Genomic DNA, 19,769 nt, shown 5'->3' with positions numbered 1-19,769 from the left:
AATTTACTTTGGTGCGAAGTTACGAACCACCGGAACAAGTGCTAAAGCGAGCACCGCCACTGCGGCAGCAACATAGCCGAGGTACTCCACGCCGAGACTTGGGATAGTCATTCCGCCGACAATCGCGCCGATACCGATACCAGCATTGGCAGCGGAAACGTTCGTGGTTCCCGCGAGCGCCTGGGAGTGCGAAACCGAACTCATGACCCGCACCTGGCTCACCGGATAAAGCGCAGTATTTGCAATTCCCCACAGCCCCAGTGCGGCGCAGAAAAGCAAACCTGTATGCGCTAACGGCACAATTGCAGCCATACCAATTGCAAGGAGGAGCAAAAAAAGCCCTGTCGCCTTAATTGGGGACTTGTCGACGGCCTTTCCGCCGATCCAATTACCTACCAGCCCGATGGCGCCAAATGCCATAAGCCACCATCCCACATTTTCCTGGGCAACGCCGGCTACTCGTTCAAGGATATCGGCCAGGTAGGTGTAAGCGATGAACATCGCGCTGAACACGACGATCGACAGAAGGACGTTGGAGAGGAAGTAGGCTTCTTTGAAAATCCGCGCCTGCTTCAGAAAATCGACTTTGGTAGTACGCGCAACACTTGGCATGTAGGCCAACATCGCCACAGCCATTATCAAGGACATCCCCGCCAGCAACCAGAACGCGCCTCTCCAGCCAATTGCATTGGAGACAACGGTGCCAAGCGGGATGCCAAGTAGCATTGCTGCTGAGATGCCCAGGTAAACCTTGGAGATGGCCTGGCCAGCTCGCTCCGGGCCCGCAAGCTGTCCGGCGGTTTCACTCGCTGTTCCCCAAAATACTGGCAGCGCTAACGCTGGTACTACCCGTGCGACCGCAAGAATCCAGAAGTTGCTCGAGACAGCAGCGAGCACATTCGATGCGGCGAAGATCAACAGGATCGAGATAAACAGTTTTTTTCTATCAAGATGGGAAAGCGCCGCCGTCAGGGGCGGGCCAAAGACCATGACCGTGAATGCAAAAAGCGTTACCAATTGCCCTGCGACAGAAATCGAGATGCCAAGGTCTCTGGCGAGGTTCGGGAGCAGTCCGACAATCAGGAATTCTGTCGTAACGATGAGGAAGGCTGAGAAGGCTAATATCGCGACGCTGATGCCGGCGCCTTTTGCAACAGAAGTCGCCGAAGCGGGTGACTCGTAAGCAGACATGGGGTGAACTCCAATTGAGATGCCTGCCAGTTTATTATTTATTGAATTTCCCATTTCTGGCGAATTTTCCAAGTACAAATGAAGAAAATTCAATAATGGTGATCGGTGACATGATTCGGGACACCCCGCGAAGCAACCTACCAGATGCGTCCGCTCTGGGTCGGTTAGCGACCAATATTGCCGCAAGACCGTGAACCTCGCTATGGAATAACACCCCTGCATGATCTCATGCAGGGGTGATGGCACATCCGTTGGTCCTACTTCAGGCACCTACGCTCTGTATCATCGGGCTGGTTCGCAACCAACCGGAACTCCCGCCAGAAGTGGCTCGCACGCGCGTATCGCCGCGTCATGGTGGGGCAACAAGGCTTGCTCCGGTAGGTTCACGACCGTGCCGATCCAAGGGTCCTCGACGGCCGTGCGTCGCCCGGCAAGCGTCTCGACCACGGCGAGCCCGCAGAACGGCCCCATGAGCGGGTCGTAGCCACCCTCGTGCACGGCCACAACCCGCGATTTGCACACCTCATCGGCCAAGCGCATCACCAGTGTCGTCAGCTCACGATAGGCCTCGGAGTGCAGCAGCTGGCGCCCGAAGGGGTCCATTGCCGCCGAGTCGAAGCCGCTCGCGATTACGATGAGGTCCGGCCGGAAACGACGGATCGCAGGGATGACCACCCGCTCGAACGCACCCACATATGCACCTCGCCCAGATCCTGCCGGAAGCGGGATGTTGAGGTTGGCGCCGATGCCTGCGCCTGCGCCGATGTCGTCAACCTTCCCCCGCCCGATGGGGTAGAGACCGTCCTGGTGAAGGGAGATCGTCAACACCGACGGGTCGTCGTAGAACAGGGTTTCGGTCCCGTTGCCGTGATGAACATCCCAGTCGATGACCGCGACACGTGCCACCGCGCCGGTGTGCTGGAGATGGCGGATGCCGACCGCGGTGTTGTGGAAGATGCAATACCCCATGCCCTGGTCGGCAACCGCATGGTGCCCTGGCGGGCGAATGAGTGCGTAGGCGTTGCTCACGGTACCCGCCACGACCGCTTCGAACGCTGCGATCACAGCACCTGCCGCGAGCCTTGCGACATCCGCCGAACCAGGCCCCACGGGCGTCTCACCATCGCCCGCATCGCTCCAGGCCGGGCCGGTCGGATTCAGGATCCGATCGACATACGCGGGCGTGTGCACCCGCAGCAGGTCGGCCTGCAAGGCCGGGCTGAAGGGCAGCGAAACAAGCTGCTTCTCAAGGCCGCTGCGCGTGACTAGACTTGCGAAGCGGCGCTTGGTATCGCCCTTCTCGGGATGGTCGATCGGCTCCTGCCAGGGCAGGCTCCAGGCCCGGGTATCGTGAGTGGTAAAGCGTTCGTCCCAAATCCAGCCGGTTGTTTTCATGTTCATCGCTCGCTGACCTGTTGTTCCTTTTCCACCAGGCGACGTTCGTTGCCCAGATCAAGGGTTCGAGAAGTAAGAAGATAAAATGCGCTGGCAGCCACCAGGCCTACAAACATCGAGAGGTCGATATCCCCCATTTGCCGTGCGATCCATCCGGTATAGGGCGCCGTGACGAAGAATGGGACCATCACCACCAGCGCGCCGAGGTAGGCGACATTGCCTTGCCATCCCCAACGCCCATAAATTCCCACGGGGTTGAACAGTTCGCGGATCGAGTAGCACCCCTTGCGCACGAGGTAGAAGTCCACCAGGTTGATGGCCGTCCAGGGTGTGAACAGGTAGGCAAGGAATACCAGGACGTTTCCATAGAACACGTTGAACCGGTCCTCGCCGACCATTGCCGCGACAACCCATACCGACAGCGTCATCGCAACGATCGTGACGGCTCGCATCGCCAGCGACGGCCGCACCCGACGGAAGCAGTCGACGATCGAGATCAGGGTCAGGCTGCCGCCATAGGCATTGAGCGCCATCACCACTAGCAGGCCGAGGAACAGCAGCGCGACCGCAAGGTGCCCGCCACCTGGGAACAGGCTATCGCCACCGTGCGCGATCGCCATGATGACCGTGGCGCCGGGCGTGGCCGCCGCGAGCAAGGAGCCCAGGCCGATCACCCAGAGCGCCGAGATCGCCGACGGCAGGTAGGTCCACAGGAACGATGAGCGCGTGGAAACGCTGGGGGACAGGTAGCGGGAGTAGTCGGACACGTAGGGCGCCCAGCCAAGCTGGAAGCCCGCCACGATGACGAAGGTGGTGGCGAAGGCATGCCATTCGATAGGGCCAGGCTCAAACACACCCTCAGGAATCGCGCTGCGTGCCACCGCGGCGAAGGTCAGCACCACGATCGTCAGACCCAGCGGAACGACCAGGAAACGGTTGACCCGGTGGATCCAGCGGTAGCCATACAACGCCAGGGTGCCGGCGAACAGTACTGCGATCGGGAACCCCCAGGCGGTTGGAATCCCCAGCAGAAAATGCAGGCTTGACCCCGCCAGGATCGCGTCGGCGACGTTGTAGTTGAAGTAGTTGACGAGGGCGAAGACCCATACCGTGATCGCGGCGCCGAAGAAGCCGAACTGCGCTCGGGACTGAACCAGCTGCGGAAGCCCCAAGTGCGGCCCTTGCGAGGAATGCAGCGCCATGAAAAGCGTGCCGAACAGCGAGCCGCACACGGTCGCGACCAACGTCCAGAACAGTGGGCCGCCCAGCGCCAGTGTCGTCACGCCGGTCGCCATTGCGGTCAGGTTGATGTTGGCAACGATCCAGACGGCACCGAGGTGTCGCACGCTGCCGTGACGCTCAGACACCGGTACGAAATCTACGGAGCGCCGTTCCGCACCGTCGGACCGGCCCCGCGCGATCGCGGGCCTCACCGAGGCACTTTGCCCATTGGATGTCATTCTCATTTTCTTGTTTTCCTAGGTGAGATTGATCAGGGGTTGCATCATTGATGCTGCATTTATGGAGCGCTCGTTGGTCTTCCTCACAGGTCGATGGCGGTAGTGGGCCAGGTGCTTTGACTCAACCGGCGCCCATCGGCAGCGGTTGGCCCTTGGCATTGGCCAGAAGCGCGGCGGCCAACCGGTCGCGTTCACGGGCATAATCGCGGGAGATATCAGGCCCGCGCTGCCGGGTGGCCCATTGCGGATCGGCCAACAACACGGCCCCTTGCGCCTCCGGCAGGTGACGACCGCGGATCAGGTCGGACAATCGCTCGGCCAGCACCAGGGTGGGTGCCTGCAAGTCGCCAGCGGTGGCTGCCGGCATCAGCGAGGCGTCCACCACACGCAGTCCGTCGACCCCGCGTACCCGGCCATCCGGGAAGGTCACCGCGGCGGCGTCGCTGCCCATGCGGCAGGTACCGCAAGGGTGGTAGGCGCTTTCAAGCTTCTGCTTGAGAAACACATCGATGGCGGCATCGTCCTGCACCGCCGCGCCCGGCGCCAGTTCCCTGCCCCGATAGGGCGCGAAGGCCGGCTGGGCGAAGATCTCCCGTGTCAGGCGCACGCACGCCCTGAACTCCGTCCAATCATCGGCATGGGTCATGTAATTGAAGCGTACCCGCGGCAGGCTCTGCGGGTGGGCGTCACGCAGCCTGACCCAACCCCGGCTCTTGGAGCGCTTGGTGCCCACATGCACCTGGAAACCATGCCCTTTGGCGAGCGTCTGCCCATCATAGGAGATGGCCAACGGAAGGAAGTGAAACTGGATGTCCGGATAAACGATGCCCGCCCGGCTGCGAATATGTCCGCCGCTCTCGAAGTGGTTGGTCGCCCCGAGCCCGCGCCGGGTGGCGAGCCACTCGATCCCGATCCTGGCCTTGCCCAGCAGGCTCTGGGTGGGGAACAGGCTGACCGGCTGGGTGCACTCCATTTGCAGGTAGAGTTCCATGTGGTCCATCAGGTTCTCGCCCACTTCAGGCGCGTCGTGGATCACCGCAATGCCATGCTGCGCCAGCTCCTGCGCCGGGCCGATGCCTGAGCGCTTGAGGATCACCGGGGACATGATGGCGCCCGCCGACAGAATCACCTCCCGCGTGGCCATGGCCCTGGCGGGCTTGCCGGCCACCGAGAACAGCACGCCACTGGCGCGCTGGCCTACGAACATCACCCGGTCGACCAGGCCGCCCTTGATCACACGCACATTGCCGCGGGCGATGGCAGGCCGCAGATAGGCACGCGCAGCGCTCATGCGGCGTCCGTCGCCGACGTTCATCTCCATCGGGCCGAAGCCCTCGTGCTGGCGACTGTTCATGTTGTCGCTGACGGCGTAGCCCGCCTCGTTGCCGGCTTCGACGAAGGCCTGGTAGAGCGGGTTGGTCTGAAGCCCCCGGCTGATGCGCATCGGCCCCTGGGTCCCGCGCAGGAGCCCACCGCCCTCGACATTTTCCAGGCGCTGGAAGTAAGGAAGCACATTCGACCAGCGCCAGCCCTCGGCCCCCAGCGCTTCCCACAGTTCGTAATCCATCGGGTTGCCGCGCACCCAGCACATCCCGTTGATCGAAGAGGAGCCGCCCAGCCCCCTGCCACGGGGCAGGTTCACCTGTCGGCCATCCAGGCCAGGTTCCGGCTCGGTCTTCATGCCCCAGTTGAAGCGCTTGGTGTTCATTGGGATCGATAGCGCGGCGGGCATCGACACGATGACCGAGTTGTCACTGCCACCGGCTTCGATGACCAGTATCCGCACACCAGGGTCTTCGCCAAGGCGATTGGCCAACACGCAGCCGGCGGCGCCGGCGCCCACGATGATGTAGTCATAGCGTCCTTCGTCGTGCGGGCTGGAAAACGCTGTTTGCTCAGGAGTCGACATTGTACTGATCCCCACCGTCGTATAGCTGGAGACAGACCCACCCACCTCGCGCGGCAGTGCCGGCCCAAGGCTCGGGGTCTGGATTGGGTTGAAGGCGTGGCGGCGTGGCCTGGGCTGGCTAGCCGACGATCACGTAGAACTTGAGCATCGGTACTGGTTGGCGCCAGGTGCCACGAAAGCCCTTGGGCACCAAGAAGGAATCTCCTGGGATATAGGTTTCGCAGAAGCCTTCCGCCTCCAGCGTGACCTCTCCCTCCAGCACCACCATGAACTCGTCGGCCGGGTAGCTTTCGTAGCGCTCGGTATACGGCTCGCAGCGCCAGATACCCGATTTCACCGGCGGTTCGCCACGGCTGAAGTAGGCATGGTCAAGGCCCATCGGCCGGCCTTCGATGAGCTCGGCATGTTCAAGGGCTTGGTTCGGCAATTGCTGCCAGCCCGCGGGACCAGTGGAAGAAAAACGGATCGGAAGGAGCATGTTGGAGCCTCGGATTTGCGTGTTGAGATTGACAGTAAGGCTAGGGTCGGGCTTCCATGCAGACAAGTGACAAGATTTCTGCCTGCGTCACCTCAGGTTACGGAGCCTCCCCCTTGAGAAAGCACCAGTCCCTGACCGCGCTACGAGCCTTCGAGGCCGTTGCCCGGCTCAACAGCATCTCGTGCGCCGCACAAGAGCTGCATGTCACACGCCCTGCGGTGTCCAAGCAGGTTGCGCAACTGGAGAGCGATATGGGTTGCCCTCTGCTGCTGCGTACCGGCAATGTGATCCGCCTGACACCGGCCGGTCGCGAGCTGTTCGTGGCCCTGCAACAAGCCTTCGAGCTGATCCAGCTGACCACCGATACCATCAGTCGCCGGGCACGCCAGGGCGAACAGCTGAGGGTGCTGGTATGCCGTGACTTCGCCTCGAGCTGGCTGGCCGGCCAGGTCGGAAAATTCCTGGTCGCCAACCCTGGAATATCCGTGGAGATCACCGCGGAGAAAAACGCGACCTTCCGCCTCGACGAGGATTTCGACTTCCGTATTTTCTATGGCATGCATGGCGCCAAGGTCGGTGGCGGGCTGGAAGCGTCCGAGCTGTGCCGCTGGATCGATCTGCTGGTCTGCACCCGCGACTTCGCCCAGACCTACCTAGGCGAAGGCCGCAAGCCTTGCGATGCGCCGTACCTGATCGATGCCAACTACGACATCTGGGAGGAATGGTGCACCCTGACCCGGCTCGACCCCGGCGGCGTACGACGCCATCAGACGATGTTCAACGAAACCACCCTGTGCCTGTCCGTCGCGGCATCTGGGGGGGGGCTAACCATCGGCGACAGCTTCCTGGCTATGCCTGCCATTCGCGGAGGTGAGCTGATCGTGCCCTACCCACTCGGCCTGGTTAGCGCGCAGAACTACACACTCTTCAAACCCAAAAGGCCAAGTTCCCCCGCGAGCCAGAAGTTTGAAATCTGGCTGCGTGGCGCGATAGAAAGCTACCAAGTGGGTGTGCGCCAAACGCTGACAGAACAGGGCATTCAGGTCATGGAACGTCACGGGATTTGTGCTATGGGGCGTTAGCGGTCAGGGCTGCTATCGACCCATTGCGGTCACTGTAAAACCGTAAGGACATGCCGTGAAAAACCGCACAACTGCGAAATGGCTAACCAGAACAACGCCGACAGCCCCGTCGACCTGGCTCAAGCCCGGGGTGGCGCTTAGCCTGATGGAGCCGGGATCACTTGCACCTGCCCATGCTCGACGCCCCGCTCGACCATCAACTGACGAGACAGCTTGCCGATGGGGCCACTTGGGCCTTGAAGTACCGAGACTTCCAGGCAATGGCCCGCATCCAGATGCACGTGCAGTGTCGAGCGAGTCAGCTCATGGTTGGCATGCAATGTCTGGTTTAGGCGCTTGGGGAGTTCGCGGGTCGCGTGGTCATACAGGTAGCTGACCACCGCCACGCACGGGGCATCATCCGGCAAGGGCTCTGCCTCGCGCAGGCCGTTGCGCAGCATGTCGCGAATGGCCTCGGACCGTCCTTGGTATCCCTGCGCGTCCACCCGCCGATCGATGAGATCGAGCAGCTCTTCGTCCAGCGTGATGGTGATCCGTTGCATTTTGTAACTTCCGGTAAGATGATTTTGAATAGACATCATACCCACCACTCTTTAGCCTACGGCCTCCGTTGAAGTGGGGGACGCAGTGTGAGGCAGCAGCCTGGTAAACGAAAGCCCGCCCTGTGGGGCATTATTCTCCTAGTGGCGAGTGCCTTCGCTCAGGCCGCAGACACTGGTCAGCCAGGTCCGACACTGGTGTACTCCTGGCCCGTCAACGCCGGCCCCCTTGATCCTCGCGGTTATTCACCCAACCAGATGTACGCCCAGGCCATGGTTTACGAACCTCTGGTGCGCTATACCCACACAGGCTCCGTGGAGCCGTGGCTGGCCACGGGCTGGAAGGTCTCCGAAGACGGCAAGACCTACACATTCACCCTACGCGACGGCGTACGCTTCAGCGATGGTACGCTGTTCGACGCTGCGGCCGCCAAGGCCAACCTGGACGCTGTCCTGGCCAACAGCCAACGCCACCGCTGGATGGAGCTGGTCACCACGCTTGATCACGTAGAAGCCCCCGATCGCCTAACCTTGCGCCTGGTGCTCAAGCATCCTTATTACCCGACCCTGATGGAGCTGGCCCAGGTCCGCCCGCTGCGCTTCGGTGCTCCTGCCGCCAAGCCCGGCCAGCCCGTCGGTACCGGGCCATGGATGCGCGCCGAGTCGCGCCTGGGCGAATTCGATCGTTTCGTCCGCAACCCCTTGTACTGGGGGCCAAAGCCGGCCTACGACGAAGTTATGCTAAAGGTCATTCCCGACCCCAACAGCCGCGCCTTGGCCCTACAAGCCGGAGAAGTCGAGCTGATCCAGGGGGCCGCCGGCGAAATCACCGCAGGCACATTCGTCCGCCTGCGTGACCAGGGCTACGCCACCGCACTTTCAGCGCCGCTGGCCACACGAACGCTGGCCATGAACACAGGCCTTGGCGCTACTCGCGACCTGGCTGTGCGCCAGGCGATCAATGAGGCGGTGGACAAGCAGGCAATTATCGACAAGATCCTCTACGGCCTGGAACCCAGGGCTGATGCCTTGTTCGCCAGCAACATGCCGTATGCCGATATTGGACTGAAACCTTATCCGTACGATCCTGCCCAGGCGAAGCAGATGCTGGACTCCGCCGGCTGGACCCTCGCACCCGGAGCCAGTGTGCGCAGTAAGGCCGGCGAGCCGCTTTCAATCGAACTGGTGTTCCTTGGTACCAGCGCCTTGCAGAAAAGCCTCGCCGAAGTGCTGCAAGGCGAACTGGCCAAGGTCGGCATCCAGATCGCGCTGCGTGCCGTGGAGGAAGGTGCGTTGGTACGCCGGCAGCGCGACGGCGATTTCGGCATGATCTTCGCCGACACCTGGGGCGCCCCCTACGACCCCCACTCGTTCGTCAGCTCCATGCGCTATGCCGGCCACGCCGACTACATGGCCCAGCGTGGACTGGCGATCAAGGACGAGCTGGACCGCCGTATTGGCGAGGTGCTGGCAAGCACCGACGAGCAACAACGCGCTGAGCAGTACCGCTTTATCTTGAACACACTGCATGAGCAAGCGGTATACCTGCCCATCTCGCACCTTACCGCCATTAGCGTACGCCGTGATTCGATCGCTCAGGTCGAGTTCGGAAGCACCTTGTTCGATGTGCCGTTCGAGGCCATGACGCCGAAGCAGGACCGCTGACATGCTGCGCTACATTCTGCTGCGCCTGATACTGCTGATGCCGGTGATGCTCGGTGTGTCATTGCTGGTGTTTGTATTGCTGCACCTGGGCAGCACCGACCCGGCGCTGGATTACCTGCGCCTGTCGCATATCCCGCCAACCGACGCCGCCATCGCCGAAGTCCGCCACGCCCTGGGCCTGGATCGCCCCTTGTACGCGCAGTACCTGACATGGCTGTGGAAGGCCCTGCACCTGGACTTCGGGATTTCCTATCTGACCGGTCGGCCGGTACTGGATGACCTGTTGTACTACCTGCCTGCGACCCTTCAGCTGGGCGGGCTGGCACTGGCCTGTACCCTGTTGCTGTCGATTCCTCTGGGGCTGTTGGCCGCACGCTGGCAGGGGCGCTGGCCCGACCATGCGGTGCGGGCGGTTACCTTTCTTGGTGTGTCGATGCCCAACTTCTGGCTGGCGTTCCTGCTGATCGCACTATTCTCGCTGTGGCTGGGCTGGCTGCCGCCGCTCGGGCGCGGTACGGCCGGGCATCTGGTGATGCCGGTGCTGGCCATCGCTCTGATGTCGATGTCGATCAATGCTCGCCTGCTGCGCGCCAGCCTGCTTGAAGTCAGCGGCCAACGCCATGTCCTCTTCGCCCGCGCCCGCGGCCTGCCCGAGCGCCTGGTGTGGCGTGACCATGTCCTGCGTAACGCCTGGCTGCCCTTTGTCACGGCCACCGGCATGCACGTAGGCGAACTGATCGGTGGTGCGCTGGTGATCGAAACCATCTTTGCCTGGCCTGGCGTGGGTCGTTTCGCCGTTTCGGCGGTGCTCAACCGCGATTTCCCGGTGATGCAGTGTTTCACGCTGCTGCTGACCGGCCTGCTGATGGTTTGCAACCTGCTGGTGGACGTGTGCTACGCCTGGCTCGACCCACGCAGCCGCCTGGAGGGCGCAAGCGCATGACCGTTCTCGCGACGATTCGTCGGCCGGCGTTTGCTGGCCATGCTGGCCTGATTCTAGGCCTGGTCCTGGTTGGGCTGCTGGTTGTACTGGCAGTGTTTGGTTCTTGGCTGGCCCCGCACGACCCCGACCTGGTCGACCTCAGCCAACGCCTGATGCCTCCCGACGCCAGCCACTGGCTGGGCAGCGATCACCTGGGGCGCGACCTGCTCTCACGCTTGATCGTCGGCACCCGGCTGTCGCTGGGCAGCGTGATGCTGACCCTGGCGCTGGTGCTGGCCCTTGGGCTTGCCGTGGGTGGCCTCGCGGGCTTTGTCGGCGGGCGCACCGACCTGCTGCTGATGCGTCTGTGCGACATGTTCATGACATTCCCGACCTTGGTGCTGGCGTTCTTCTTCGTCACCCTGCTGGGTACCGGCCTGACCAACGTCATCATCGCCATCGCCCTCTCGCACTGGGCCTGGTACGCGCGCATGGTGCGCGGCATGGTGATTGCCCAGCGTGGTCGCGAGTACGTGCTGGCTTCACGGCTGGCCGGTGCCTCGCGCTGGACCCGTTTGCGCCAGCACGTGCTACCGAACATCGCCGGTCCCCTGCTGGTGCTGGCGACCATGGACATCGGCCACATGATGCTGCACGTCTCGGGCCTGTCCTTCCTTGGCCTGGGCGTGACACCGCCAACCGCCGAGTGGGGCGTGATGATCAACGATGCCAAGGAGTTCATTTGGACGTACCCACACCTGCTGCTGCTGCCGGGGCTGATGATCTTTTTCTCGGTGATGGCCTTCAATCTGCTGGGCGATGCGCTGCGTGACCGCCTCGACCCAACCCGGGAGCGCCACTAGATGAGCCCATCGACCCTTGAAGTGCGTGACCTGCGTATCGAAGCCAATACCGGTGCGCTGGTGCATGGCGTGGATCTGCAACTGCATCGCGGTAAAGTCAGCGCCTTAGTTGGGGCCAGCGGTTCAGGCAAATCGCTGAGCTGCCTGGGCATGCTTGACCTGTTACCTGCGGGTGTTGTGCGCACAAACGGGCAGTTGCTGCTCGACGGCCAACCGTTGAGCGCCACCCAGGTGCGCGGTCGCCTGGCTAGCCTGGTCCTGCAAAACCCGCGCAGTGCGTTCAACCCGGTACGCGACATGGCCAGCCACGGCCTGGAAACGCTACGCCAGCGCGGCATGACCGGTGCCGCTGCCCGTGAGCGCATGGCCCACTGCCTGGAAGTCGTAGGCCTGAAGGAGCACAACCGGGTACTCCAGTCATTTGCCTTCCAGCTCAGTGGCGGCATGCTCCAGCGCATGATGATAGCCCTGGCACTAATGGCCGAGACGCCATTTCTGCTGGCTGACGAATCTACCAGCGACCTGGACCTGTTGAGCCAGGCACGCTTTCTCGATCTGCTCATGGAGCTGGTTGAACGGCAGGGCCTGGGCGTGCTGCTGGTGACCCATGACATGGGCGTAGTCGCACGCTGTGCCGAGCAGGTCGCGGTGATGGAGGCTGGGCGTATCGTCGAGCAGCAACCGGTGCATTCACTGTTCACCCATCCCATCAGCACCACCGCGCGCACGCTGCTTGAAGCCCATCAAATCCTCTGCGGGAGCCAACCATGAGTCTGCTGCATGTCCAACAGGTGAGCCACCGCTACCGCACGGGCGGACTTCTGCACAAACGTGGCTGGTTGCAAGTCCTCGACAGTCTGGACCTGAGGCTTGAGCCAGGTCAGTCGGTCGGCCTGCTGGGCAGCAGCGGCAGCGGCAAAAGCACTCTTGCTCGTCTGCTGCTTGGGCTGGAAGCACCGAGCCAAGGCCAGGTGACCTACGCTGGACAAGCGGTCAGCCAACTACGAGGCGAATCAGCGCGTGCCTTCCAACGCACCGTGCAGTTGGTGTTCCAGGACGCGCCGGGGGCATTCAATCCGCAGCGCAGCATCGGCTGGAGCATTGCCGAGCCATTGCGCCACTTGACCGATCTGGATCAGGCAGCCCGGCATACAAGGGCCGTTGAATTACTGGAGCAAATGGGCCTGCGCGCCGAGCATGCCGAGCGCCTGCCGCAGCAACTCAGCGGCGGCCAGCTGCAACGGGCAAGCATCGCCAGGGCACTGGTGATTTCACCGAAGCTGGTGGTGCTCGACGAGGCGTTATCGAACCTCGATCGTGTGCTGCAATTGCAACTGCTGCAACGCCTTGAAGCACTGCGTCGCGAAAGCGGCACAGCCTTCCTGCTGATCACTCACGACTTGAGCCTGGTGCGTTATTTCTGTCAACGGGTCGTGGTGCTCGATGCGGGGCGCATTGTCGAAGACCGCGCAGTGAACGGTGACCTGTCGTTCGATCACCCCGTGGGGCAGCAATTGCAAGCGGCAGTGTTGCCTGAGCGCCCGGTAAAGACCAGCGTTCGGCCCAATAGGTCTTTCGCCTGAACAATTGATGCATTCATCACCACCCATCTGGGCGGGATAGGCAAGTTCAGATCGGCTGTGAACGACCCACAATGGCTGGCGAAGCCCATAGTGTGCGCGTAGCACTCACGATACCGATTCTTTGTAAGCGTCCGGCGAACTCACGTTCCGAACTCCAGCATTAAGGGCGATGGTGTCCGCGTATTTTTAAGCGGACGCGATCACCCTTATCGCCAGGGTTTCCATGCGCCAACGAAGCTCTTATCCGAAACCGTTCAAAGCCCAGGTCGTTCAGGAATGCCTGCAACCTGGCGCAACCGTGTCCAGTGTCGCCATCAGCCACGGCATCAATGCCAATGTCATCCGCAAATGGCTGCCGCTCTATCGAGATCAGCCCGCAGCGGCTTCACTACCGGCTTTCGTCCCGCTAAAAGCCGCACCTAGACGGCCAGTCGAAGCGTCAGTGATCATCGAGTTGCCCGTGGCCGGGCAAGTGATTACGGTGAAATGGCCAGCCTCGGATCCCGAGGGTTGTGCGCAATTAGCCAGAAAAACATCCGACCGTTGGCACCAAAGCCCTTGAGATCCGGGTGGCCAGGTGGCCCGTCCTTGCCGTCATAGTTCAGCCGCGCAGTTATCCCAAGTGGAGATCAGTACTCCCAGAAGATCCGCTGCAGCTCCTTGCTGTCCTGGGTCTTGGTCATTGCCACCATCGCCAGAATCCGCGCCTTCTGCGGGTTCAGGTCATGGGCCACGACCCAGTCGTTCTTGTCGTCCGGCTGTTCGGCGTTACGCAGCACGAAACCACCCTGGTTGACGTGCGACGAGCGAATGATCTGCACGCCGTTCTTGCGCAGTTCCTGCAGCGCCGGCACTACCCGCGACGACACCGAACCGTTGCCGGTACCGGCATGGATCAGCGCCTTGGCGCCATTCTGTGCCAGCGCCTTGTAGGCGGTGTCGGTGACGTTGCCATAGCCATAGGCGATGTCCACCTGCGGCAGGCTGCTGATCTGCTTGATGTCGAACTCGGAATTGACCGTGTGGCGCTTGGCCGGCAGGCGGAACCAGTACGACTTGCCTTCCACCACCATGCCCATCGGGCCCCAGGCGCTCTTGAAAGCTTCGGTCTTGATGTTGACCGACTTGCTTACGTCACGGCCGGACTGGATCTCGTCGTTCATGGTCACCAGCACGCCCTTGCCCCGCGACTGCTTGTCGCCGGCTACGGCCACGGCGTTGTACAGGTTGAGCATGCCGTCGGCCGACATGGCGGTGCCTGGGCGCATCGAGCCGACCACCACGATCGGCTTGTCGGTCTTCTCTACCAGGTTGAGGAAGTAGGCGGTTTCTTCCAGGGTGTCGGTGCCGTGGGTGATGACGATGCCGTCGACATCCTTGCTCTCGGCCAGTTCGGCGACGCGTTTGCCCAGCTTCAGCAAGTCGTCGTTGGAGATACTTTCAGAGGCGATCTGCATCACCTGCTCGCCGCGTACGTTGGCAATGTCCGCCAGTTCCGGCACGCCGGCGATCAGCTTGTCGACGCCCAGCTTGGCGGCCTGGTAGGTGGCGCTGTTGGCGGCGCTGGCGCCGGCACCGGCAATGGTACCGCCGGTGGCAAGGATGACCACGTTGGCCAGCTTCTGCTGGGTTTCGGCTTCTTTGGCCGAGGCAGTGGTGGGCAGGATCAGCAGCAATGCGAGTGCGCTGGGGGCGAAGGTTTTGAGTGCGGCATTCATCGTTATTATTCTCTCTTCCTAGTGAGATGATTTTTGAATCGCACAGGCTTGAAAGCATCTTTCATACCAGCTTGCGCGTACTGCTTCTGTAGGAGCGGCCTTGCGTCGCGAAAGGGGTGCGTAGCGCCCCCAGAAATCGGCGCCATAGCACACATCCCCGGGGCCGCTATGCAGCCCATCGCGACGCAAGGCCGCTCTACAAGGGGAGTATTCCATTCGAAATTCCGAACAAGCATAGGAAAAGGTGTTCGGCTTTTCGGAAAAAATCTGGATAATCGGCACCAGCAGTCTTTGGCCTACATCAGCCAACACATTTGACAAACCCCGGTCTTGTTTCCATAGTTAGGCAACGCAAACGTTTGCGATCCGACAAAAAACATAAGATTCGGAGTCATCGTCCATGAAACTGCCGTTCCCCGGTCGTCTGCTGGCCCTCGCTGTCGTTTCCTCGTTTTCACTAGCCCTGCCGTTGTCGGCTGCCCACGCCGAAGACAAGCCCAAAGTTGCCTTGGTCATGAAGTCGCTGGCCAACGAGTTCTTCCGCACCATGGAAGACGGCGCCAAGGATTACCAGAAAGCCCACACCGACCAATTCGAGCTGATCGCCAACGGCATCAAGAACGAGACCGATACCGGCGAACAGATCCGCATCGTCGAGCAGATGGTCAATTCCGGCGCCAAGGCCCTGGTGATTGCCCCGGCCGATTCCAAGGCGCTGGTGTCAGCGGTGAAGAAGGCCATGGACAAAGGCGTGGTGGTGATCAACATCGACAACCGCCTGGACCCTGAACTGCTCAAGAGCAAAGGCATCAGCGTGCCCTTCGTAGGCCCCGACAACCGCAAGGGCGCGCGCCTGGTCGGCGACTACCTGGCCAACGAGAAGCTCAAGGCCGGCGACCAGGTCGGCATCATCGAAGGCGTGCCGACCACTACCAATGCCCAACAGCGCACCGCCGGCTTCAAGGACGCCATGAACGCCGCGCAGATGAAGATCGTCTCGGTGCAAAGCGGTAACTGGGAAATCGACAAAGGCAACGCCGTCGCCGCCTCCATGCTCAACGAATACCCCGACCTGAAGGCCCTGCTGGCCGGCAACGACAGCATGGCCCTGGGTGCCGTATCGGCAGTGCGCGCTGCTGGCAAGACCGGCCAGGTGCAGGTGGTGGGCTACGACAACATCAACGCCATCAAGCCAATGCTTGCCGATGGCCGCGTGCTTGCCACCCTCGACCAGGCCGCCAGCCAGCAGGCGGTGTACGGCATCCAGGCCGCACTGAAAATGGTCAACGGCGAAAAGCCTGACGTGGATGCCGACAACGTCATCCAGACCCCGGTCGAACTCATCACCAAAAAGCCCTGACGCTGCCAGGAGAAACGGCCATGCCTGCATCGGCCAATGAAGTGGTGCTAGCCGCCAGCGGCCTGGGCAAGACCTATGCCCAGCCCGTGCTGGGCGAGGTCAGCCTGACCCTGCGCGCCGGCGAAGTGCTGGCCCTGACCGGTGAGAACGGCGCAGGCAAGAGCACCTTGTCCAAGCTGATCAGCGGCCTGGAAACCCCTACCACCGGGCACATGAGCTACCGTGGCCAGGCGTACGCGCCCGCAAGCCGCAGCGAGGCCGAGCGCCTGGGCGTGCGCATGGTCATGCAGGAGCTGAACCTGCTGCCGACGCTGACCGTGGCGGAAAACCTGTTTTTCGACAACCTGCCCAGCCGCTTCGGCTGGATCAACCACAAGCGCCTGCGCCAACTGGCCACGGCCGCCATGGCCCAGGTCGGCCTCGATGCCATCGACCCGGACACCCCGGTCGGCGAGCTGGGCATCGGCCATCAGCAGATGGTCGAAATCGCCCGCAACCTGATCGGCGACTGCCATGTACTGATCTTTGATGAACCCACCGCCATGCTCACCGCGCGCGAGGTGGAATTGCTGTTCACCCAGATCGAGCGACTGCGCGAGCGCGGGGTGGCCATCGTCTACATCTCGCACCGGCTGGAAGAATTGCAACGTGTTGCCCAGCGCATCGTTGTGCTACGCGACGGCAAGCTGGTGTGCGACGAGCCGATTCAGCGTTATAGCAGTGCCGAGCTGGTCAACCTGATGGTCGGCCGTGAGTTGGGTGAGCATATCGACCTGGGGCGCCGGCAGATCGGTGCGCCGTTGCTCAAGGTCGACAAGCTCAGCCGCAGCGACAAGGTGCGCGAGGTGTCGTTCGAGGTCAGGGCAGGGGAGATCTTTGGCATCTCCGGCCTGATCGGTGCCGGCCGTACCGAGCTGTTGCGCCTTATCTATGGCGCCGACCGCGCAGACAGCGGCAGCATCGCGCTTGGCCTGCCGCCGCAACCTGTCAGCATCGACTCGCCCAAGGCCGCCGTGCGGGCCGGTATTGCGCTGATTACAGAAGACCGCAAAGGCGAGGGCCTGCTGTTGACCCAGTCGATCAGCGCCAACATCGCCCTGGGCAACCTCGGCGCCGTTTCGCGGGCTGGCGTGCTTGATGGCGAAGCCGAAAGGGCTTTGGCCGAGCGACAGATTCAGGCCATGCGCATTCGCAGTGCCGGCGCGCAGCAGGTGGTCGGCGAGCTGTCTGGCGGCAACCAGCAGAAGGTGGTGATCGGCCGCTGGCTGGAGCGCGACTGCCAGGTGCTGCTGTTCGACGAACCCACCCGTGGCATCGACGTCGGCGCCAAGTTCGACATCTATGGCCTGCTGGCCGAATTGGCGCGCCGGGGCAAGGCGCTGGTGGTGGTGTCCAGCGACCTGCGCGAGCTGATGCTGATCTGCGACCGCATCGCCGTGCTGTCCGCCGGCCACCTGATCGACACCTTCGAACGCGAACATTGGAGCCAGGACCAGTTGCTGGCCGCCGCCTTCGCCGGTTATCAGAAACGTGACGCACTGCTGCATGAGGCAGCCCCCAGGATGGACGCATGAAAACCACCCCGCTCGACAGCCAAGGCGCCGCCGCCGTGCGCCGCAGTGGCACCTATTTTGGCCTGGGCACCTACCTGGGCCTGGCCGGCGCGTTATTGGCGATGATCGTGCTGTTCTCGTTCCTCAGCAGCCACTTCTGGTCGTACAACACCTTCAGCACCCTGGCCAACCAGATCCCCGACCTGATGGTGCTGGCGGTGGGCATGACCTTCGTGCTGATCATCGGCGGCATCGACTTGTCGGTGGGCTCGGTGCTGGCCCTGGCCGCGTCGACGGTCAGCGTAGCGATCCTCGGCTGGGGCTGGGGCGTGCTGCCCTCGGCGCTGCTGGGCATGGCCGTGGCCGCGCTGGCCGGCAGCATTACCGGCGGCGTCACCGTGGCCTGGCGCATCCCGTCGTTCATCGTTTCGCTCGGCGTGCTGGAAATGGCCCGTGGCCTGGCCTACCAGTTCACCGACTCGCGCACCGCCTATATCGGCGATGCCTATGCCTGGTTCTCCGACCCGGTCGCCTTTGGCATCTCGCCGGCGTTCATCATCGCCTTGCTGGTGATCGTGCTGGCCCAGCTGGTACTGACCCGCACGGTATTCGGCCGCTACCTGATCGGCATTGGCACCAACGAAGAGGCCGTGCGCCTGGCCGGCATCGACCCACGCCCGTACAAGGTGCTGGTGTTTGCCCTGATGGGGTTGTTAGCCGGCCTGGCCGCGCTGTTCCAGATCTCGCGGCTGGAAGCGGCCGACCCCAACGCCGGCTCCGGCCTGGAGCTGCAGGTGATCGCCGCCGTGGTGATTGGCGGTACCAGCCTGATGGGCGGGCGGGGCTCGGTCATCAGCACCTTCTTTGGCGTACTGATCATTTCCGTATTGGCCGCCGGGCTGGCACAGATCGGCGCCAGTGAACCGACCAAACGCATCATCACCGGGGCGGTGATCGTCATCGCCGTGGTGCTCGACACTTACCGTAGCCGGCGTGCAGGCCGGCGGAACTGAAGACATGGCAACCATCAAAGACGTCGCAGCACTGGCAGGTATCTCCTACACCACCGTGTCCCATGTGCTGAACAAGACTCGACCGGTCAGCGAGCAAGTGCGGCAGAAAGTCGAAGCCGCCATCCTGGAGCTGGATTATGTGCCCAGCGCCGTGGCCCGCTCGCTGAAGGCACGCAGCACGGCCACCATTGGCCTGCTGGTGCCCAACAGCGTCAACCCGTACTTTGCCGAGCTGGCGCGGGGTATTGAAGACGCCTGCGAGCGCAACGGCTATTGCGTGATTTTGTGCAACTCCGACGACAACCCGCAGAAGCAGCGCAGTTACCTGCGTGTGCTGCTGGAAAAACGCATCGACGGCCTGGTGGTGGCCTCGGTGGGCCAGGACAGCGACCTGCTGCAAAGCCTGGCTTGCGTGCGCACGCCGATGGTCATCGTCGACCGCGAACTGGAAGGCGTCGATGCCGACCTGGTGCGCATTGACCATGAGCAAGGCGCTTACCTGGCCACCCAGCACTTGCTGGAGCTGGGCCATCGTGACATCGCCTACATCGGCGGCCCTGCCAAAACCGGGGTGACCCAGCTGCGCCTCAGCGGCTTCCGCCATGCCATGGCCGAGGCCGGGGCGCAGGTGCAAAGCAACCGGGTACTGCATTGCGACTTCACCAGCCCGGGTGGCCATGCAGCCGCGGAGCAGGTGCTGGAGGGCAAGCGGCCCACGGCGATTTTCGCCGGCAACGACATGATCGGTTTCGGCGTGCTGCGCGCCGCCGCCGAACGCAACATCAATGTACCCGCCGAGCTGTCGGTGATCGGCTTCGACGACATCGAGCTCAGCCGCTACGTGTACCCGCCGCTGACCACGGTGGGCCAGTCGATCCGCGAGCTGGGCGAGAGCGCTGCCTCGCTGCTGCTGACGCGTATCGGTACGCCCCGGCAAGGCGCGGCGGAGCAACGCATCGTCGCCCCGCGCATTGTCTTGCGCGAGTCCACCGGGCCGCGCCCGGACCTGTTCAACGATTACCGCTAACGCTAAGGAAA

Annotated in this window: 18 protein-coding genes and 1 pseudogene; 11 read left to right on the top strand and 8 right to left on the bottom strand. The window is 62.5% G+C overall.

Annotation, left to right across the window (positions count from 1 at the left end; genetic code table 11):
* Positions 1-3: 3 nt before the first annotated feature.
* From ACIP1G_RS05340 to ACIP1G_RS05320, 5 genes are all read right to left on the bottom strand, one after another.
* Positions 4-1,191 carry an MFS transporter gene (locus ACIP1G_RS05340; RefSeq protein ID WP_400734483.1) on the bottom strand — a complete coding sequence of 396 codons (1,188 nt, stop codon included), beginning with the start codon at positions 1,189-1,191 and terminating at the stop codon, positions 4-6.
* A gap of 282 nt (positions 1,192-1,473) precedes the next feature.
* Positions 1,474-2,592, bottom strand: coding sequence for a class II histone deacetylase (locus ACIP1G_RS05335; protein ID WP_400734481.1), 1,119 nt, complete (start codon positions 2,590-2,592; stop codon positions 1,474-1,476).
* Complete coding sequence (locus ACIP1G_RS05330; protein ID WP_400734479.1) at positions 2,589-4,052, bottom strand: purine-cytosine permease family protein; 1,464 nt, start codon at positions 4,050-4,052, stop codon at positions 2,589-2,591. Before ACIP1G_RS05330 ends, ACIP1G_RS05335 begins: the two co-directional genes overlap by 4 nt.
* 115 nt (positions 4,053-4,167) lie before the next feature.
* A complete protein-coding gene (locus tag ACIP1G_RS05325; protein WP_400734477.1) occupies positions 4,168-5,955 on the bottom strand; it encodes a choline dehydrogenase in 1,788 nt (595 codons plus the stop codon).
* A gap of 118 nt (positions 5,956-6,073) precedes the next feature.
* On the bottom strand, positions 6,074-6,433 hold the full coding sequence (locus ACIP1G_RS05320; protein ID WP_400734475.1) for a cupin domain-containing protein: 360 nt from the start codon (positions 6,431-6,433) through the stop codon (positions 6,074-6,076).
* A gap of 56 nt (positions 6,434-6,489) precedes the next feature.
* Between ACIP1G_RS05320 and ACIP1G_RS05315 the strand changes: the two genes are divergently transcribed.
* On the top strand, positions 6,490-7,515 hold the full coding sequence (locus tag ACIP1G_RS05315; RefSeq protein WP_400734473.1) for a LysR family transcriptional regulator: 1,026 nt from the start codon (positions 6,490-6,492) through the stop codon (positions 7,513-7,515).
* A gap of 137 nt (positions 7,516-7,652) precedes the next feature.
* Here the strand turns inward: ACIP1G_RS05315 and nikR are convergent, their stop codons facing one another.
* A complete protein-coding gene (gene nikR / locus ACIP1G_RS05310) occupies positions 7,653-8,057 on the bottom strand; it encodes a nickel-responsive transcriptional regulator NikR (protein WP_400734471.1) in 405 nt (134 codons plus the stop codon).
* Positions 8,058-8,144: 87 nt separating this feature from the next.
* On the opposite strand from nikR, the gene nikA reads away from it, so the two are divergent.
* The 6 genes from nikA to tnpA all read left to right on the top strand — a co-directional run bounded on the left by nikA (position 8,145) and on the right by tnpA (position 13,649).
* Positions 8,145-9,719 carry a nickel ABC transporter substrate-binding protein gene (gene nikA / locus ACIP1G_RS05305; protein ID WP_400734469.1) on the top strand — a complete coding sequence of 525 codons (1,575 nt, stop codon included), beginning with the start codon at positions 8,145-8,147 and terminating at the stop codon, positions 9,717-9,719.
* A gap of 1 nt (position 9,720) precedes the next feature.
* Positions 9,721-10,662 (top strand): nickel ABC transporter permease subunit NikB, encoded by a 942-nt coding sequence (gene nikB / locus ACIP1G_RS05300; protein ID WP_400734467.1) that lies wholly within the window; start codon positions 9,721-9,723, stop codon positions 10,660-10,662.
* Positions 10,659-11,504: a nickel ABC transporter permease subunit NikC gene (nikC, locus tag ACIP1G_RS05295; protein WP_400734466.1), complete on the top strand. Its 846-nt coding sequence runs from the start codon at positions 10,659-10,661 to the stop codon at positions 11,502-11,504. Before nikB ends, nikC begins: the two co-directional genes overlap by 4 nt.
* Positions 11,505-12,275, top strand: coding sequence for a nickel import ATP-binding protein NikD (gene nikD / locus ACIP1G_RS05290; RefSeq protein WP_400734464.1), 771 nt, complete (start codon positions 11,505-11,507; stop codon positions 12,273-12,275).
* Positions 12,272-13,087, top strand: coding sequence for a nickel import ATP-binding protein NikE (nikE, locus tag ACIP1G_RS05285; protein ID WP_400734463.1), 816 nt, complete (start codon positions 12,272-12,274; stop codon positions 13,085-13,087). Before nikD ends, nikE begins: the two co-directional genes overlap by 4 nt.
* Positions 13,088-13,310: 223 nt before the next feature.
* A complete protein-coding gene (gene tnpA, locus ACIP1G_RS05280) occupies positions 13,311-13,649 on the top strand; it encodes an IS66-like element accessory protein TnpA (RefSeq protein WP_400734462.1) in 339 nt (112 codons plus the stop codon).
* Here tnpA and ACIP1G_RS05275 read toward each other — a convergent pair.
* Positions 13,609-13,716, bottom strand: a pseudogene (locus tag ACIP1G_RS05275) (VOC family protein); the annotation flags it as partial. The gene tnpA and the pseudogene ACIP1G_RS05275 overlap by 41 nt on opposite strands.
* Entirely contained in the window at positions 13,717-14,805 is a 1,089-nt protein-coding gene (locus ACIP1G_RS05270) for an asparaginase (protein ID WP_400734461.1), read from the bottom strand.
* 400 nt (positions 14,806-15,205) lie between these two features.
* Here ACIP1G_RS05270 and ACIP1G_RS05265 point away from each other — a divergent pair, with 400 nt between their 5' ends.
* Genes ACIP1G_RS05265 through ACIP1G_RS05250 form a run of 4 tightly spaced genes read left to right on the top strand, consistent with a single transcriptional unit; the run spans position 15,206 to position 19,758 of the window.
* Positions 15,206-16,165 (top strand): sugar ABC transporter substrate-binding protein, encoded by a 960-nt coding sequence (locus ACIP1G_RS05265; RefSeq protein WP_400734460.1) that lies wholly within the window; start codon positions 15,206-15,208, stop codon positions 16,163-16,165.
* Between the two features lie 20 nt (positions 16,166-16,185).
* Entirely contained in the window at positions 16,186-17,739 is a 1,554-nt protein-coding gene (locus ACIP1G_RS05260; protein WP_400734459.1) for a sugar ABC transporter ATP-binding protein, read from the top strand.
* Entirely contained in the window at positions 17,736-18,731 is a 996-nt protein-coding gene (locus tag ACIP1G_RS05255) for an ABC transporter permease (protein ID WP_400734458.1), read from the top strand. Before ACIP1G_RS05260 ends, ACIP1G_RS05255 begins: the two co-directional genes overlap by 4 nt.
* Before the next feature lie 4 nt (positions 18,732-18,735).
* Entirely contained in the window at positions 18,736-19,758 is a 1,023-nt protein-coding gene (locus tag ACIP1G_RS05250) for a LacI family DNA-binding transcriptional regulator (protein WP_400734457.1), read from the top strand.
* Positions 19,759-19,769 lie beyond the last annotated feature (11 nt).

It is taken from the genome of Pseudomonas sp. NPDC089392, from assembly GCF_044749595.1.
GTDB lineage: Bacteria > Pseudomonadota > Gammaproteobacteria > Pseudomonadales > Pseudomonadaceae > Aquipseudomonas.
Note: the sequence above shows the minus strand (reverse complement) of the source record. Positions and strands in the feature narration are given on the sequence as shown.